At 50.4% G+C, this 16,880-nt stretch carries 16 protein-coding genes; 10 read left to right on the top strand and 6 right to left on the bottom strand.

Annotated elements, in window-relative coordinates; translation table 11 throughout:
• The first annotated feature begins 94 nt into the window (after positions 1 to 94).
• On the top strand, positions 95 to 1,354 hold the full coding sequence (locus tag WES_RS13905; RefSeq protein ID WP_016159020.1) for a DUF1479 domain-containing protein: 1,260 nt from the start codon (positions 95 to 97) through the stop codon (positions 1,352 to 1,354).
• Positions 1,355 to 1,582: 228 nt separating this feature from the next.
• On the opposite strand, the gene WES_RS13910 is transcribed toward WES_RS13905, so the two are convergent.
• Positions 1,583 to 3,175, bottom strand: a complete 1,593-nt coding sequence (locus WES_RS13910; RefSeq protein WP_000961452.1) for an ABC-F family ATPase — start codon at positions 3,173 to 3,175, stop codon at positions 1,583 to 1,585.
• A gap of 218 nt (positions 3,176 to 3,393) precedes the next feature.
• Between WES_RS13910 and ldtB the strand changes: the two genes are divergently transcribed.
• On the top strand, positions 3,394 to 4,314 hold the full coding sequence (gene ldtB, locus WES_RS13915) for a L,D-transpeptidase (protein ID WP_016159021.1): 921 nt from the start codon (positions 3,394 to 3,396) through the stop codon (positions 4,312 to 4,314).
• A 57-nt stretch (positions 4,315 to 4,371) separates the two neighbouring features.
• Here the strand turns inward: ldtB and WES_RS13920 are convergent, their stop codons facing one another.
• Complete coding sequence (locus tag WES_RS13920; protein WP_016159022.1) at positions 4,372 to 5,490, bottom strand: anion transporter; 1,119 nt, start codon at positions 5,488 to 5,490, stop codon at positions 4,372 to 4,374.
• Positions 5,487 to 5,954, bottom strand: a complete 468-nt coding sequence (gene mntR / locus WES_RS13925; RefSeq protein ID WP_000091016.1) for a manganese-binding transcriptional regulator MntR — start codon at positions 5,952 to 5,954, stop codon at positions 5,487 to 5,489. Before mntR ends, WES_RS13920 begins: the two co-directional genes overlap by 4 nt.
• A 185-nt stretch (positions 5,955 to 6,139) precedes the next feature.
• Between mntR and mntS the strand changes: the two genes are divergently transcribed.
• Both mntS and opgE read left to right on the top strand, forming a co-directional pair.
• The gene (mntS, locus tag WES_RS13930) at positions 6,140 to 6,268 is read left to right on the top strand and encodes a manganase accumulation protein MntS (protein WP_001001761.1); all 129 of its coding nucleotides are present in this window, start codon (positions 6,140 to 6,142) and stop codon (positions 6,266 to 6,268) included.
• A gap of 271 nt (positions 6,269 to 6,539) precedes the next feature.
• Positions 6,540 to 8,123 carry a phosphoethanolamine transferase gene (gene opgE, locus WES_RS13935; RefSeq protein ID WP_016159023.1) on the top strand — a complete coding sequence of 528 codons (1,584 nt, stop codon included), beginning with the start codon at positions 6,540 to 6,542 and terminating at the stop codon, positions 8,121 to 8,123.
• Between the two features lie 49 nt (positions 8,124 to 8,172).
• Here the strand turns inward: opgE and ompX are convergent, their stop codons facing one another.
• Complete coding sequence (gene ompX / locus WES_RS13940) at positions 8,173 to 8,688, bottom strand: outer membrane protein OmpX (protein WP_010351215.1); 516 nt, start codon at positions 8,686 to 8,688, stop codon at positions 8,173 to 8,175.
• 52 nt (positions 8,689 to 8,740) lie between these two features.
• Positions 8,741 to 8,806 (bottom strand): hypothetical protein, encoded by a 66-nt coding sequence (locus WES_RS23970; protein ID WP_123056750.1) that lies wholly within the window; start codon positions 8,804 to 8,806, stop codon positions 8,741 to 8,743.
• 233 nt (positions 8,807 to 9,039) lie between these two features.
• Between WES_RS23970 and rhtA the strand changes: the two genes are divergently transcribed.
• The 6 genes from rhtA (at position 9,040) to ybiO (ending at position 15,731) form a co-directional block, all read left to right on the top strand.
• Positions 9,040 to 9,927, top strand: a complete 888-nt coding sequence (rhtA, locus tag WES_RS13945; RefSeq protein WP_010351217.1) for a threonine/homoserine exporter RhtA — start codon at positions 9,040 to 9,042, stop codon at positions 9,925 to 9,927.
• Positions 9,928 to 10,225: 298 nt separating this feature from the next.
• Positions 10,226 to 10,729, top strand: coding sequence for a DNA starvation/stationary phase protection protein Dps (gene dps, locus WES_RS13950; RefSeq protein ID WP_000100800.1), 504 nt, complete (start codon positions 10,226 to 10,228; stop codon positions 10,727 to 10,729).
• Between the two features lie 403 nt (positions 10,730 to 11,132).
• Complete coding sequence (glnH, locus tag WES_RS13955; protein WP_000843874.1) at positions 11,133 to 11,879, top strand: glutamine ABC transporter substrate-binding protein GlnH; 747 nt, start codon at positions 11,133 to 11,135, stop codon at positions 11,877 to 11,879.
• A gap of 137 nt (positions 11,880 to 12,016) precedes the next feature.
• Positions 12,017 to 12,676 (top strand): glutamine ABC transporter permease GlnP, encoded by a 660-nt coding sequence (gene glnP / locus WES_RS13960; RefSeq protein WP_001159053.1) that lies wholly within the window; start codon positions 12,017 to 12,019, stop codon positions 12,674 to 12,676.
• The gene (gene glnQ / locus WES_RS13965) at positions 12,673 to 13,395 is read left to right on the top strand and encodes a glutamine ABC transporter ATP-binding protein GlnQ (RefSeq protein ID WP_000569080.1); all 723 of its coding nucleotides are present in this window, start codon (positions 12,673 to 12,675) and stop codon (positions 13,393 to 13,395) included. Before glnP ends, glnQ begins: the two co-directional genes overlap by 4 nt.
• Before the next feature lie 116 nt (positions 13,396 to 13,511).
• On the top strand, positions 13,512 to 15,731 hold the full coding sequence (ybiO, locus tag WES_RS13970; RefSeq protein ID WP_016159024.1) for a mechanosensitive channel protein: 2,220 nt from the start codon (positions 13,512 to 13,514) through the stop codon (positions 15,729 to 15,731).
• Here ybiO and rlmF read toward each other — a convergent pair.
• Positions 15,728 to 16,654: a 23S rRNA (adenine(1618)-N(6))-methyltransferase RlmF gene (gene rlmF / locus WES_RS13975; protein ID WP_010354760.1), complete on the bottom strand. Its 927-nt coding sequence runs from the start codon at positions 16,652 to 16,654 to the stop codon at positions 15,728 to 15,730. The two genes, ybiO and rlmF, sit on opposite strands and share 4 nt — an antisense overlap.
• Positions 16,655 to 16,880 lie beyond the last annotated feature (226 nt).

Genomic DNA, 16,880 nt, shown 5'->3' with positions numbered 1-16,880 from the left:
CTAACTCAAGATTTTCATCTTGCGTTAACTTATTTTTAACTTAAAGTATCAATCGTAATCATTTTTACTTTCGAACGAAAGTTGTGAGGTTGATATGACTTTTACCTATGAGACGCTGCCAACAGATGCAAAAACAGCTATCCGTGAGATGAAAGCGGAGCTGCGAAAACAGATCGGCGATGTACAACAGGTCTTCGATAAACTCTCTGCAAAAATCGAAGCGCGTGTAGCAGAAATAGACGCACTGAAAGCGCAAGGACTGCCGGTTTGGCCGGAAGTTCCTTATAGCGACATTGCAGCAGGTACAGTGAGTGAAGCCACGCGCAATGAGATAAAACGTCGCGGCTGCGCGGTAATAAAAGGCCATTTCCCCCGCGAGCAGGCGCTGGCGTGGGATCGCGCAATGCTCAACTACCTTGATGCCAATCACTTTGATGATGTTTATAAAGGTCCCGGTGACAGCTTTTTCGGCTCGCTGGAGGCGTCTCGCCCCGAAATCTATCCCATTTACTGGTCACAGGCACAGATGCAGGCGCGGCAGAGCGACAATATGGCTGCGGTGCAATCTTTCCTTAACCGCCTGTGGAAGTCTGAAAGCAGCGGCAAACAATGGTTTGATCCCGATGTCAGCGTGATCTATCCAGACAGGATCCGCCGTCGCCCACCGGGCACGACGTCCAAAGGCCTGGGCGCTCACACCGATTCTGGTGCCCTGGAACGCTGGTTATTACCTGCTTATCAGCGCGTTTTTGCTCATGTTTTCAACGGTAATTTTGATGATTACGATCCGTGGGATGCAGCACACCGTACCGATGTAGAAGAATACACCGTCGATAACACTACCAAATGTTCCGTGTTCCGCACGTTCCAGGGCTGGACGGCACTTTCCGATATGTTACCAGGCCAGGGGTTGTTGCATGTGGTGCCGATCCCGGAAGCGATGGCGTATGTTTTATTACGCCCGCTGTTGGATGACGTGCCGGACGACGAGCTGTGCGGAGTCGCGCCTGGTAAAGTTCTGCCTGTTTCTGAAAAATGGCACCCCTTATTGATGAAAGCACTAACGTCAATTCCGGCAATAACAGCGGGGGATTCTGTCTGGTGGCACTGCGATGTGATCCACTGTGTCGCACCGGTAGACAATCAACAGGGCTGGGGGAACGTGATGTATATTCCTGCCGCGCCGATGTGCGAGAAGAACCGGGCTTATGCGCACAAGGTCAAAGAGGCACTGGAAAAAGGCATCTCGCCGGGGGATTTCCCGCGTGAAGATTATGAAACAAACTGGCAAGGTCGTTTTACGCTGGAGGATCTGAACGTTCACGGTAAACGCGCGCTGGGCATGGATGTTTGAGAGGTGATGGATTAGTGGAAGTGAATTGATGTGAGGTTAAGGAAGTCGGTTCGATGTTGCTCAGATTGCTGACAAAGTGCGCTTTCTTCATGCCGGATGCGGCGTTAACGCCTTATCCGGCCTACAAAGCCCTTCAGATTCAATATATTGCAGGGTCTACGTAGGCCTGATAACAATCTTGCATTTGTCATCAGTAGCCCTGACATTTCCAGGGCTACTGACAATAACTTACTCGATCCCTTTACTACGCAGGTAATCTTCGTAATTACCGCTAAAGTCGATCACGCGTTCCGGGGTGATTTCCAGAATGCGGGTCGCCAGGGAGCTTACGAACTCACGGTCGTGTGAAACAAAGATCAGCGTGCCCTGATACAGTTCCAGCGCCATGTTCAGTGACTCGATGGATTCCATATCCAGGTGGTTGGTCGGTTCGTCCATGATCAGAATGTTCGGTTTCTGCATCATTAACTTACCAAACAACATACGGCCTTTTTCACCACCGGAAAGCACTTTGGCAGGCTTTTTGATGTCATCCTGACTGAACAATAAGCGACCGAGAATGCTGCGCACCGCCTGCTCGTCATCGCCTTCCTGCTTCCACTGGCTCATCCATTCAAACACGGTCAGGTCATTATCGAACTCATATTCGTGATCCTGCGCGTAGTAACCAATGCGCGCGTTCTCTGACCATTTTACGGTGCCACTATCCGGTTCCAGATCACCCACCAGCGTTTTCAGCAAGGTCGATTTACCGACGCCGTTGGTGCCGAGTACCGCCAGCTTTTCACCCACTTCCAGCAGCAGGTTGAGATTTTTAAACAGCGGACCGTTATCAAACCCTTTGGTCAGCCCTTCCACTTCCAGCGCGTTACGGAACAGTTTCTTATCCTGCTCAAAACGGATGAACGGGTTCTGACGGCTGGAGGCTTTCACCTCTTCCAGTTTGATTTTATCAATCTGACGCGCACGCGAAGTTGCCTGACGAGATTTCGAGGCGTTGGCGCTAAAGCGGCTAACGAAAGATTGCAGCTCGGCAATCTGCGCTTTCTTCTTGGCGTTATCAGCCAGCAGACGTTCGCGTGCCTGAGTCGCCGCCGTCATGTACTCATCGTAGTTGCCCGGATAAACGCGCAGTTCGCCGTAATCCAGATCCGCCATGTGGGTACAAACCATGTTCAGGAAGTGACGGTCGTGCGAGATGATAATCATGGTACTGTCACGCTCGTTCAGCACCTGCTCCAGCCAGCGAATGGTATCGATGTCGAGGTTGTTGGTTGGTTCGTCGAGCAGAAGAATGTCCGGATCAGCAAACAGCGCCTGCGCCAGCAGCACACGCAGCTTCCAGCCGGGAGCAACTTCACTCATCGGGCCGTAGTGTTGTTCCACTGGAATTCCCACGCCAAGCAACAGTTCACCAGCGCGAGCTTCCGCAGAGTAACCGTCCATTTCGCCGTATTTCACTTCCAGATCGGCAACTTTATAGCCATCTTCTTCGCTCATTTCCGGCAAAGCATAGATGCGGTCGCGCTCCTGCTTCACTTCCCACAACTCTTTATGCCCCATGATCACCGTATCCAGCACGGTGAACTCTTCAAAGGCAAATTGATCCTGACGCAGTTTACCAATGCGCTCGTTGGGATCGAGGGAAACGTTACCCAGCGTCGGCTCTAAGTCGCCGCCGAGAATCTTCATAAAGGTGGATTTACCACTACCGTTCGCGCCAATCAGGCCGTAACGGTTGCCGCCGCCAAATTTGACGGAAATGTTTTCAAACAACGGCTTACTGCCGAACTGCATGGTGACGTTACTGGAAACTAACACAGGCGTATCCTGAAAAGAGATATGACAAACCGCGCATTATGCCATAAATCTGAAAGAAGATCCCGTCCCCCGCTTAAGGTCTACACTCTTCCCAAAGGCAAAAAATGTGATTTCGTACACATCTGATTTCACTGTTAGCTGGAATGAACATATAATGCGCTTCCAATACTCTAATATTCTCAACCTAATGGCCTGCCAGGCACGAAATCTCGCTTAACATGAATATGAAATTGAAAACGTTATTCGCAGCGGCCTTCGCTGTTGTCGGCTTTTGCAGTACCGCTTCAGCGGTAACTTATCCTCTGCCAACCGACGGGAGTCGCCTGGTTGGTCAGAATCAGGTGATCACTATCCCTGAAGGTAACTCTCAGCCGCTGGAGTACTTTGCGGCTGAGTATCAGATGGGGCTTTCCAATATGATGGAAGCGAACCCTGGTGTGGATACCTTCCTGCCGAAAGGCGGCACCGTACTGAACATCCCGCAGCAACTGATCCTGCCGGACACTGTTCATGAAGGCATTGTGATTAACAGCGCAGAGATGCGTCTGTATTACTATCCGAAAGGGACTAACACCGTTATCGTACTGCCGATCGGCATTGGTCAGTTAGGTAAAGACACGCCTATCAACTGGACCACCAAAGTAGAGCGTAAGAAAGCAGGCCCGACCTGGACGCCGACCGCTAAAATGCATGCAGAATACCGCGCTGCGGGCGAACCGCTTCCGGCTGTCGTTCCGGCTGGCCCGGATAACCCGATGGGACTGTATGCACTGTATATCGGTCGCCTGTACGCTATCCACGGCACCAACGCCAACTTTGGTATCGGCCTGCGCGTAAGCCACGGTTGTGTGCGTCTGCGTAACGAAGACATCAAATTCCTGTTCGAGAAAGTGCCGGTCGGTACTCGCGTACAGTTTATTGATGAGCCGGTAAAAGCCACCACCGAGCCGGACGGCAGCCGTTATATTGAAGTCCATAATCCGCTGTCTACGACCGAAGCTCAGTTTGAAGGTCAGGAAATTGTGCCAATTACGCTAACCAAGAGCGTGCAGACAGTGACCGGTCAGCCAGATGTTGACCAGGCTGTTCTGGATCAGGCTATTCAAAACCGTTCCGGGATGCCGGTTCGTCTGAATTAATCTTTAAAACTTAAAGCACAAGGCGGACTCATAATCCGCCTTTTTATTTGCCAGCTCTTACACTGCCGGGAGCATAACTAACAAAACGTATCCTACCAGCGCCGCCCACAACAGCATTGGTATCGAATAAAGATGGAAACGCCACCAGATACGACGATCGTTCGCCATCCGTAGCGCAATCAAATTTGCCAGCGATCCCGGTAACAAGCCAAAACCACCTACGTTAACCGCCCATGCCAGCAGCAACGACGGCGGCACATAGTTCAGCAGCAAAATAGTACTCGGCACGTTACTGATCACCTGCGATAAACCAATCGCCGTTACCCATAATCCGGGTTCGGATAAATGACTCACGTTACTCAACACGCCTTGCAACGCCGGAAGCTGGGTCAGTAAATGGACGTCAATAAACATCGCCATAAACACCAGCAGCAACGTCCAGTCCACACTGAGCACCACGCGACGTGCCAGCAGCGCAAAGCCCGCCGCCACAATCACCAGCCCCCACAGCTCTTGTTTCAACTCCAGCGCCGTAAGGAAGACGATATACAGCCCCAGACAACTCCACACCAGCCGTGGTTTCCACTCCGGCGTTTGCGTCCCCGTATGATATTGCAGCGCCTTTCCAGGAAAACAACACCAGCACAGCAGCAGCAATGTCAGCATCATCGCACCAGCCAGCGGTGCCATCTGTGCAATAAAACCGGCAAACGAAAGACCCGAACGTCCCCAGATAAGGATATTTTGCGGATTACCAATCGGCGTCAGCAGCGATCCGGCATTCACTGCCAGCGCCTCAAAAATAATCAGCCGATTAACCGGGATCTCACACAGTCTTTTCAGCGTGATGGTCAGCGGGACAACAATAAACAGCGCGACATCGTTGGTCAGAAAGGTAGAAAGCAGCGCCGCCGCCAGTACCATAAACATCGCCAGCCGACGCTCAGTAGCAAAACGGCGCACCATTTTGCGCCCCAGCACATCAAAATAACCGCTTAATTCAACACCTTTGGTCAGCAGCATCAGGCCACTTAAAGTAATGATGGTGTGCCAGTCGATAGCAGCAGGCCAGGATTTCGGCGCAAAGGGAACAAAAAAACTTAATCCGATACCAACGAGAATTAATAACTGAAAAAAGCGATCGCCTTGCAGCGTGCGTAAAAAAGGCAGGCTCATTTGGCACCGTGTTTCTGGGTAAACAAACGAAAGGCGTCCAGCGTCTCTTCACTCACATGGTGTTCCATACCCTCCGCGTCACGACGGGCAATTTCCGGGCTGACGCCCAACACCAGCAAGAAATTTTCGACTATCTGATGGCGCTCGCGGCTTTCCTGCGCCAGCTTCTCCCCTTCCGCCGTTAAAAACACACCACGCCACGGGATCATCTCAATCAGTCCCATGGTTGCCAGCCGCTTAAGCATTTTAGCCACCGTCGGTTGCGAAACGCCCAGACGAGCAGCCATGTCCACCTGACGGGCTTCCCCCACTTCTCTTATCAGGTCAGATATCAGCTCAACATAATCGTCAATAAGTTCACGGCGATGCGCTTCTCTGACCTGGCGAAACCCTTCAACGTGTTCTTCCACGTTCACTAACTGCGTCACTTTTTTTGCTGTTGGCGTACCTGCGCGACGACTCATTGTGCTTCCTCATTATGGTGACACATATATAGCGTTCTCATTTCGTGCGCACATTGTAAACCAGAGTTGCGAAGGCACAAAAAATTAACGTTTTAGCAATAGCTATATAATATAGCCTGTGCTATATCTGTATGTAATGCAATCATCCCTCATGGATCGACGGGATTAGCAAGTCAGGAGGTCTTATGAATGAGTTCAAGAGGTGTATGCGCGTGTTTAGTCATTCTCCCTTTAAAGTACGGTTAATGCTGCTCTCTATGTTGTGCGATATGGTCAACAATAAACCGCAGCAGGATAAACCTTCCGATAAATAGCGGCGTCGCGGTACGCCGCTTCACTCCTGCTTTATTGCAGGCATAAATAGTTTCTGCCTGAAAACCCCCACTTTTTGTCGGATTTGCAATCCCCTTCGCAAAAGATTGGTTCGTCAGTAGTTGACCTGAACGGCGGCTCGCTCTATCTTCTTGCAGCCCTGCGTATATTGCGGCTCGCGGATGCGGACCCTTTTCCCCTCTTCACGCACTCTTGCAGGTATTGACCCTTGACGCCAGGGTAAGCACATGGCGTTTGTTACGATAGTGGCATATGAATTTAACCCTCAAAGAATCGCTTGTTACCCGTAGCCGGGTATTTAGCCCGTGGACTGCGTTCTACTTTTTACAGTCGCTATTAATTAATCTCGGCTTAGGCTATCCCTTCAGTTTTCTCTACACCGCCGCGTTTACGGCTATTTTGCTTTTGCTATGGCGGACATTGCCTCGCGTGCAAAAAGTCCTGGTTGGCGTCAGTTCGTTAGTGGCAGCCTGTTATTTCCCTTTTGCTCAGGCCTACGGCGCGCCTAACTTCAATACCTTGCTGGCCCTGCACTCCACCAATATGGAAGAGTCAACTGAAATCCTGACGATTTTTCCGTGGTACAGCTATCTGGTCGGCTTATTTATTTTTGCGCTCGGCGTGATAGCTGTCCGGCGAAAAAAAGAGAGTGAAAAAACGCGCTGGAGTAAATTCGACAGCCTGTGTCTGGTATTCAGCGTGGCGACTTTTTTTGTTGCCCCCGCGCAAAACCTGGCCTGGGGCGGCGTATTTAAATTGAAGGATACTGGCTATCCGGTATTTCGTTTCGCTAAGGATGTCATCGTCAACAATAACGAGGTGATTGAAGAGCAAGAGCGGATGGCAAAACTTTCCGGGATGAAAGATACCTGGACGGTTACTGCAGTTAAACCGAAATATCAGACCTATGTGGTGGTGATCGGTGAAAGCGCACGTCGCGACGCTCTCGGTGCCTTTGGCGGTCACTGGAACAACACCCCGTTTGCCAGCAGCGTTAACGGTCTGATCTTCGCTGACTACATTGCCGCCAGCGGCTCCACGCAAAAATCGCTTGGCTTAACGCTTAACCGCGTCGTCGATGGCAAGCCACAATTTCAGGATAACTTTGTCACCCTTGCCAACCGCGCAGGTTTTCAGACCTGGTGGTTTTCCAATCAGGGACAAATTGGTGAGTACGATACCGCCATCGCCAGCATTGCTAAACGTGCAGATGAAGTGCACTTCCTGAAAGAAGGTAATTTTGAAGCAGATAAGAACACCAAAGACGAAGCGTTACTGGACATGACCGCTCAGGTGCTGGCGCAAGAACACTCGCAACCGCAACTGATTGTTTTGCATCTGATGGGCTCACATCCGCAGGCCTGCGACCGGACACAAGGCAAATACGAAACCTTTGTGCAATCGAAAGAGACGTCGTGCTATCTCTACACCATGACGCAAACGGACGATTTACTGCGCAAACTCTATGACCAGTTACGCAACAGCGGTAGCAGTTTCTCGCTGGTTTACTTTTCTGACCACGGTCTGGCCTTTAAAGAACGCGGTAAAGAAGTGCAATATCTGGCTCATGACGATAAATATCAGCAAAATTTCCAGGTGCCTTTTATGGTCATTTCCAGCGACGATAAAGCGCACCGGATAATTAAAGCCCGCCGTTCAGCCAATGACTTCTTAGGTTTTTTCTCTCAATGGACAGGGATTAAAGCGAAGGAGATCAACATCAATTACCCGTTTATCTCTGAGAAGAAAGTCGGGCCGATATACATCACTAACTTCCAGTTACAGAAGGTGGATTACAACCATCTCGGAACCGATATATTCGATCCCAAATCTTAAGATAAAAAAATCCGCCCCGAGAGGCGGATTTTTTATATCACCGAAGTGATTAGAAGCGGTAACCAACACCGGCAATCCAGGTGCCTACGTCAACGTTACGAATACGGCTCTGCTCGTAAGAGAAGTCCAGAGCAACGTTTTCGATTGGGTTGAACTGCAGACCCGCGCCGTAGGAGAAGCCGTAGTCGCTGGTGTCATGTTTGTAGATCGGGTATTCAGTGGTCTGGAATTTACCATAGCCCACACCCACTACACCGTAGATGCTTGCCCAGTCGTTAATGCGGTAAGCCGGACCAGCAGTGATGCCGTAGTACTGGGTTTTGTTGTAGTCACCAGAGCTTGCAGTACGGCTTTTCTCGGTGTAAGTGAAAGAACCGATCACACCCAGCGGGCTGTTGTCTTCTTCATAGCGGTATTTCAGGTTGAAACCGCCCATTTTGTTCATTTTGCCCTGAGCGTCGCTCTGTGCATAACCACCAGTTACGGTAGAAGTAGCAGCTACGGAAGTACCTGCGGTGAAAGCCAGAACTGCGGCCAGTGCTGAAAGACATGCAATTTTTTTCATAACCACCTCAAATGTGATTCAAATAAGTCCTAAGTTTTAAATATATCAAAAATTAATGGGAAACTCTTCGCGATTTGTGATGTCTAACGGGCCATTTCGTGTAACAGAACGTTTCCATTTGCCGCTATCCATCTAAATTTAAATCACTTTTTCAGTGAATAGCGTAAGTATTACGCATATATTCACACTCTCTCATCCAGATTATTCTTAATCAGCAAACTGATGAATCCATCAATCCTGGCGCATTTTAGCCAAAATGGGGAAAAATTTTTCAACAAATGCTCAACCAGCCACTGGTACATCCAGTACACTCCACGCTTTACCTTGCTATACAACTTTATGGGAGAAAAGATGCCAGGGTCATTACGTAAAATGCCGGTCTGGTTACCAATAGTCATATTGCTCGTTGCCATGGCGTCTATTCAGGGTGGGGCTTCATTAGCAAAATCACTTTTTCCACTGGTTGGCGCGCCTGGAGTGACTGCACTGCGCCTTGCGCTGGGAACATTGATTCTTGTCGCATTCTTTAAACCGTGGCGGCTGCGTTTTGCCCGAGAACAACGGTTGCCGCTGTTGTTTTACGGTGTATCTCTGGGTGGGATGAACTATCTCTTTTATCTCTCTATTCAGACTGTACCTCTGGGAATTGCAGTTGCGCTGGAGTTCACCGGGCCACTGGCGGTGGCGCTGTTCTCCTCTCGTCGCCCGGTAGATTTCGTATGGGTTTTGCTGGCAGTGCTCGGTCTGTGGTTCCTGCTGCCGCTGGGGCAAGATGTTTCCCATGTCGATTTAACCGGCTGTGCGCTGGCGCTCGGTGCCGGTGCTTGTTGGGCTATCTACATATTAAGTGGGCAACGTGCCGGTGCTGAACACGGCCCTGCGACGGTGGCGATCGGTTCGCTGATTGCGGCATTAATTTTCGTGCCAATCGGTGCGTTACAGGCTGGAGAGGCTCTCTGGCATTGGTCGGTTGTTCCATTAGGTTTAGCTGTCGCAATTCTCTCGACCGCTCTGCCCTACTCGCTGGAGATGATTGCCCTCACCCGTTTGCCGACGCGGACATTTGGTACGCTGATGAGCATGGAACCGGCACTGGCTGCCATTTCCGGGATGATTTTCCTCGGTGAGATGCTGACGCCAATACAGATTCTGGCGCTCGGCGCTATCATCGCGGCTTCAATGGGCTCCACGCTGACAGCACGCAAAGAGAGCAAAATAGAAGAAATAGATATTAATTAAATTTACAATTCTGCATGGTTATGCATAACCATGCAGAATATTTCGCTAATTTTCACCTGCCACATCCTTATATATCTGACTACACAAAAGCATATTTATTCCGAAAATTCCTGGTGAACAAATAAATAAGAATCGTTCTTATTTGAATATATAAGCCACTGTATTTTCGTCGGTTTTATCTTTCACGCTTGTTACCACTATTAGTGTGATAGGAACAGCCAGAATAGCGGAACACATAGCCGGTGCTATACTTAGTCTCGTTAATTACTGGGACATAACATCAAGAGGATATGAAATTATGAGTACCGCTAAATTAGTTAAATCAAAAGCGACCAATCTGCTTTATACCCGCAACGATGTCTCTGACAGCGAGAAAAAAGCGACAGTAGAGTTGCTGAATCGTCAGGTTATCCAGTTTATTGATCTTTCGTTGATTACCAAACAGGCACACTGGAATATGCGCGGCGCTAACTTCATTGCCGTACATGAAATGCTGGATGGCTTCCGTACCGCTCTGATCGATCATCTGGATACCATGGCTGAACGCGCGGTACAACTGGGCGGCGTTGCCCTTGGCACCACTCAAGTTATCAATAGCAAAACACCGCTGAAAAGCTACCCGCTGGACATCCACAACGTTCAGGATCACCTGAAAGAGCTGGCGGATCGTTATGCAATTGTCGCCAATGATGTACGTAAAGCCATCGGTGAAGCAAAAGATGATGATACTGCAGATATCCTGACTGCCGCCTCCCGCGACCTGGATAAATTCCTGTGGTTTATCGAATCTAACATCGAATAACACCGCCGCTGATGGTTCAAAACGTTAGCAGGCAATAAAAGCGGCTTCCTGAAAGGGGGCCGTTTTTTTTGATGCCTCGTCTCTACGCACTTTTTTAGTGCATCCAACTGCCCTTCCAGCCTGGCAAAGTAAATTTTTTGTATCAACATCATCACACAATCGTTACATAAAGATTGTTTTTTCATCAGGATTTACGCTAAATAATCACTGTGTTGACTGCACTATTTTAGCGCACCACTTTGGCGCCCCATAATGGTGCAATCTAACGGTGTTGCCTCATAAATCGTGCAATCCGTTTTCATCGCCTCTCGAAAAATCAACGAGTTGCAAAACTGGCACGATTTTTTCATATAGGTAAATGTTACGCAGGGGATCGTCCCGTGGATAGAAAAAAGGAAATGCTATGAAGTCTGTATTAAAAGTTTCACTGGCAGCACTGACCCTGGCTTTTGCGGTTTCTTCCCATGCCGCAGATAAAAAATTAGTTGTCGCGACAGATACCGCTTTCGTTCCGTTTGAATTTAAACAGGGCGACAAATACGTGGGCTTTGATGTTGATCTGTGGGCGGCAATCGCCAAAGAACTGAAGCTGGATTACGAACTGAAACCGATGGATTTCAGCGGTATCATTCCGGCGCTGCAAACCAAAAACGTCGATCTGGCGCTGGCGGGCATCACTATCACCGACGAGCGTAAAAAAGCGATCGATTTCTCTGACGGCTACTACAAAAGCGGTCTGTTAGTGATGGTGAAAGCGAACAACAACGATGTGAAAAGCGTGAAAGATCTCGACGGTAAAGTGGTTGCTGTGAAGAGCGGCACTGGCTCCGTTGATTACGCGAAGACGAACATCAAAACCAAAGATCTGCGACAGTTCCCGAACATCGATAACGCCTATATGGAACTGGGTACTAACCGCGCAGACGCCGTCCTGCACGATACACCAAACATTCTTTACTTCATCAAAACCGCTGGTAACGGCCAGTTCAAAGCGGTGGGTGACTCTCTGGAAGCACAGCAATACGGTATTGCTTTCCCGAAAGGTAGCGACGAGCTGCGTGATAAAGTCAACGGCGCGTTGAAAACCCTGCGCGAAAACGGAACTTACAACGAAATCTACAAAAAATGGTTCGGTACAGAACCGAAATAATAACACCACGCCTGTAAAGCGCACGGACAGTCCCCTCTCCCCTCTGGGGAGAGGATTAGGGTGAGGGCACAGGCTTGCTCCAACGTCATTAATTACCCTGAATTTGATTATTTACACCACGGTAACAGGAACAACATATGCAGTTTGACTGGAGTGCCATCTGGCCTGCCATTCCGCTTCTGATTGAAGGCGCCAAAATGACCCTGTGGATTTCGATCCTCGGTCTGGCTGGCGGCCTGGTGATCGGACTGGCGGCAGGTTTTGCACGCACCTTTGGCGGTTGGATAGCCAACCACGTCGCGTTAGTCTTTATTGAAGTGATTCGCGGCACACCTATCGTCGTCCAGGTGATGTTTATCTACTTCGCCCTGCCGATGGCGTTTAACGACTTACGCATCGACCCGTTTACTGCGGCGGTGGTCACCATCATGATCAACTCCGGCGCATACATTGCGGAAATCACGCGTGGTGCAGTGCTGTCAATCCACAAAGGTTTCCGTGAAGCCGGGCTGGCACTTGGTCTTTCACGTTGGGAAACCATTCGCTACGTCATTTTACCTCTGGCACTGCGCCGTATGCTGCCGCCGCTGGGCAACCAGTGGATCATCAGCATTAAAGACACCTCGCTGTTTATTGTTATCGGCGTGGCGGAGCTGACCCGTCAGGGGCAAGAAATTATTGCCGGTAACTTCCGCGCCCTTGAGATCTGGAGCGCCGTGGCGGTGTTCTATCTGATTATTACCCTGGTGCTGAGCTTTATTCTGCGTCGTCTGGAAAGAAGGATGAAAATCCTGTGATTGAATTTAAAAACGTCTCCAAGCATTTTGGTCCTACCCAGGTGCTGCACAATATCGATTTGAACATTGCTCAGGGCGAAGTGGTGGTGATTATCGGGCCTTCTGGTTCCGGTAAATCAACCCTGCTGCGCTGCATCAACAAACTGGAAGAAATTACCTCTGGTGATCTGATTGTCGATGGTCTGAAGGTTAACGATCCGAAAGTTGACGAGCGTCTGATTCGCCAGGAAGCGGGCATGGTGTTCCAGCAATTTTACCTCTTCCCGCACCTGACGGCGCTGGAAAACGTGATGTTTGGTCCGCTACGCGTGCGTGGCGCAAACAAAGAAGAGGCGGAAAAACTGGCACGTGAGCTGCTGGCGAAGGTCGGTCTGGCAGAACGCGCACATCACTACCCTTCCGAACTTTCTGGTGGTCAGCAACAGCGTGTGGCGATTGCCCGTGCGCTGGCGGTAAAACCGAAAATGATGCTGTTCGATGAACCGACTTCCGCTCTTGACCCGGAACTGCGCCATGAAGTGCTGAAGGTTATGCAGGATCTGGCAGAAGAAGGCATGACGATGGTGATTGTGACCCACGAAATCGGTTTTGCTGAGAAAGTGGCTTCACGTCTGATCTTTATTGATAAAGGCCGGATTGCGGAAGATGGTGATCCTCAGGTGTTGATCAAAAACCCGCCGAGCCAGCGTTTGCAGGAATTTTTACAGCACGTCTCTTAACTTCTCAGCCTCCCTTTCCCCTGAAAGGGAGGAACACCAGATTCCTCTCATTTCAAATCGCCCCTCCCCCAGCATCTATACTTATCTTTTTGCTCTGTTTTCTCACTGGAGGAGTCATGCGGTGGATTCTGTTCATCCTCATCTGCCTGCTGGGCGCACCTGCCCACGCGGTGTCCATACCCGGCGTAACAACCACAGCAACAACAGATTCAACCTCCGAACCGGCTCCGGAACCGGATATCGAACAAAAAAAAGCGGCCTATGGCGCACTGGCGGATGTGCTGGATAATGACACCTCGCGCAAAGAGTTGATCGACCAGCTACGCACCGTTGCCGCCACGCCCCCCGCAGACCCCGTACCGAAAATCGTGCCGCCGACGCTGGTTGAAGAGCAAACCGTGCTGCAAAAGGTGACTGAAATCAGCCGCCATTATGGCGAAGCCCTCTCCGCGCGCTTCGGGCAACTTTACCGCAATATCACTGGCTCCCCGCATAAACCCTTTAACCCGCAAACCTTCAACAACGCGCTGACCCATTTTTCAATGCTCGCGGTGCTGGTGTTTGGTTTTTACTGGCTGATTCGCCTGTGCGCGCTACCGCTGTATCGCAAAATGGGTCAGTGGGCGCGGCAAAAAAACCGTGAGAGCAGTAACTGGTTGCAGCTTCCAGCGATGATTATCGGGGCGTTTATTATCGATTTGCTGTTGCTGGCTCTGACGTTATTTGTCGGCCAGGTACTAAGCGACAACCTCAACGCCGGTAGCAAAACCATCGCTTTTCAACAAAGCCTGTTTCTCAATGCTTTCGCTCTGATTGAATTTTTCAAAGCTGTTTTACGCCTGATTTTCTGCCCGAACGTGGCAGAGCTGCGCCCGTTCAATATTCAGGATGAAAGCGCCCGCTACTGGTGCCGCCGTCTTAGCTGGTTAAGCAGTCTGATTGGTTATGGACTGATTGTGGCAGTGCCGATTATCTCTAATCAGGTGAATGTGCAAATTGGGGCGCTGGCAAACGTGATAATCATGCTGTGCATGACCGTCTGGGCGCTGTATCTGATCTTTCGTAATAAAAAAGAGATTACCCAGCATTTGCTCAACTTCGCGGAGCACTCGCTGGCATTCTTCAGCCTGTTTATCCGCGCCTTTGCGCTGGTGTGGCACTGGCTGGCAAGCGCCTATTTTATTGTGCTGTTTTTCTTTTCGTTGTTCGATCCAGGAAACAGCCTGAAATTTATGATGGGCGCAACGGTGCGCAGTCTGGCGATTATTGGTATCGCGGCGTTTGTTTCCGGTATGTTTTCCCGCTGGCTGGCGAAGACCATCACTCTCTCGCCACATACTCAGCGTAACTATCCGGAGCTGCAAAAACGGCTGAACGGCTGGCTATCAGCAGCACTGAAAACGGCACGTATTCTGACGGTGTGCGTGGCGGTAATGTTGCTGCTCAGCGCCTGGGGGCTGTTCGATTTCTGGAACTGGCTGCAAAACGGCGCGGGACAGAAAACCGTGGATATCCTGATCCGTATCGCGCTCATCCTTTTCTTCTCGGCGGTTGGCTGGACGGTGCTCGCCAGTTTGATCGAAAACCGGCTGGCTTCGGATATTCACGGTCGCCCGCTGCCCAGCGCCCGCACGCGTACCCTGCTGACACTGTTTCGCAATGCGCTGGCGGTGATTATCAGCACCATCACCATCATGATTGTGTTGTCGGAAATCGGCGTCAATATCGCGCCGCTGCTGGCAGGTGCCGGGGCATTAGGTCTGGCTATCTCGTTTGGTTCGCAAACGCTGGTGAAAGATATTATTACCGGCGTGTTCATTCAGTTTGAAAACGGTATGAACACTGGAGATTTGGTTACCATCGGGCCGTTGACCGGCACGGTGGAACGGATGTCGATTCGCTCCGTGGGCGTGCGTCAGGATACCGGTGCGTATCACATCATTCCGTGGTCTTCGATAACCACCTTTGCTAACTTCGTCCGTGGCATTGGTTCGGTGGTAGCAAACTATGATGTCGATCGGCATGAGGATGCCGATAAAGCCAATCAGGCGCTGAAGGATGCCGTAGCGGCGGTGATGGAAAATGAAGAAATTCGCGGGCTGATTATTGGTGAACCGAACTTTGCCGGTATTGTCGGCTTAAGCAATACCGCGTTTACGCTGCGTGTTTCGTTTACCACGCTGCCGCTCAAACAGTGGACGGTGAGATTTGCCCTCGACAGCCAGGTGAAAAAACATTTCGACCAGGCTGGTGTTCGTGCGCCGGTGCAAACTTATCAGGTGCTGCCGGGAACGCCCCCGGTAGCACCACTGCCATCGGGGGAGCCTACGCTTTAACGCTGGCGATTGACAAAACGACGGCGCTGTTCGTCGTTCATAAAGGTCCAGGCAATAAAGCGACTCTGTTTTTGCCCCTGGGCCATCTCTTTTTTGACCACTTTCACCGCGCCAACATCCGTCAGAGCACGATACAACGGCGGTAAGTTTTCGCCACGAGATACCAGCGAGGTAAACCACATCACCTGCTTCGCAAAGCCTTTACTCTCTTCAATCATCTTTTTGATAAAGGCCACTTCGCCACCTTCACACCACAGCTCCTGTTGCTGACCGCCAAAGTTCAGCGCGTTATCTCTGTCCAGCCCCAGGTTACGCCGTTTGCGTTCGCTGCCGGCACGCGCTGCTGCTGCGGAGTCATGGAACGGTGGGTTGCACAAGGTTGCGTCGTATTGCTCGTTTTTGTGGATGATGCCGTTAAAAATGGCGCCGGTATCCTTTTGCCGACGCAGGCGGATAGCGCGGTTAAGACCCGGATTGGCGCTGATGATCGCCTGCGCGCTGCTTAATGCCTGGCTGTTAGTTTCTGTACCAGTAAAACGCCAGCCATATTCATGCACACCAATCAGCGGATAAATACAATTTGCACCAACACCGATATCCAGAATGCTGGCATTGGCTGGAATTGTTCCGCTTGCCTCAGCCAGTAAATCAGCAAGATGATGAATATAATCTGCCCGACCCGGCACCGGTGGGCAGAGAAAACCGTCAGGGATATCCCAGCTCGCCACAGCATAAAAATGTGCCAACAGCGCCTTGTTGAGCGCCTTCACTGCCAGCGGATTGGCGAAGTCAACGCTTTGCTCACCGGCAGGGGTAAGCGTAAGGAATTGCGCCAGTTCAGGATTCACCTGACAAAGCGTGGCGAGATCGTAGCGACTGTGATGACGATTGCGCGGGTGTAACCCCGGTTTCTGGGCGGACATAGCATTCTCCTTTAAGCAGCGGCGTAAGATACCCGCATAACGCAGCAGGGTAAATATCTGGCTGCGTTTAACATGCTTCAAAACCTTAACCCGACTGCATTTTTCATCAATTCATCATAAAAATCAGCACGCTGCATGTCATTGATTTGTCTTGTTTTGTAAAAAAATATTGTTCAAAAAATAAGCGCATGTCTGTCAATTTTTTGCGTCATTTTCATCGCACAGG

Source organism: Escherichia sp. KTE31, from assembly GCF_000407925.1.
Classification (GTDB): Bacteria; Pseudomonadota; Gammaproteobacteria; order Enterobacterales; family Enterobacteriaceae; genus Escherichia; species Escherichia ruysiae.
The sequence above is the reverse complement of the archived record's forward strand: the minus strand, read 5'-3'. Positions and strand labels throughout refer to the sequence as shown.

Bases quoted from the DNA above. Each gene is read 5' to 3' on its own strand.
- WES_RS13905 (WP_016159020.1), top strand. From the start codon at position 95: ATGACTTTTACCTATGAGACGCTGCCAACAGATGCAAAAACAGCTATC.
- ldtB (WP_016159021.1), top strand. From the start codon at position 3,394: ATGAATATGAAATTGAAAACGTTATTCGCAGCGGCCTTCGCTGTTGTC.
- WES_RS13920 (WP_016159022.1), bottom strand. From the start codon at position 5,490: ATGAGCCTGCCTTTTTTACGCACGCTGCAAGGCGATCGCTTTTTTCAG.
- mntR (WP_000091016.1), bottom strand. From the start codon at position 5,954: ATGAGTCGTCGCGCAGGTACGCCAACAGCAAAAAAAGTGACGCAGTTA.
- mntS (WP_001001761.1), top strand. From the start codon at position 6,140: ATGAATGAGTTCAAGAGGTGTATGCGCGTGTTTAGTCATTCTCCCTTT.
- opgE (WP_016159023.1), top strand. From the start codon at position 6,540: ATGAATTTAACCCTCAAAGAATCGCTTGTTACCCGTAGCCGGGTATTT.
- ompX (WP_010351215.1), bottom strand. From the start codon at position 8,688: ATGAAAAAAATTGCATGTCTTTCAGCACTGGCCGCAGTTCTGGCTTTC.
- rhtA (WP_010351217.1), top strand. From the start codon at position 9,040: ATGCCAGGGTCATTACGTAAAATGCCGGTCTGGTTACCAATAGTCATA.
- dps (WP_000100800.1), top strand. From the start codon at position 10,226: ATGAGTACCGCTAAATTAGTTAAATCAAAAGCGACCAATCTGCTTTAT.
- glnH (WP_000843874.1), top strand. From the start codon at position 11,133: ATGAAGTCTGTATTAAAAGTTTCACTGGCAGCACTGACCCTGGCTTTT.
- glnP (WP_001159053.1), top strand. From the start codon at position 12,017: ATGCAGTTTGACTGGAGTGCCATCTGGCCTGCCATTCCGCTTCTGATT.
- ybiO (WP_016159024.1), top strand. From the start codon at position 13,512: ATGCGGTGGATTCTGTTCATCCTCATCTGCCTGCTGGGCGCACCTGCC.
- rlmF (WP_010354760.1), bottom strand. From the start codon at position 16,654: ATGTCCGCCCAGAAACCGGGGTTACACCCGCGCAATCGTCATCACAGT.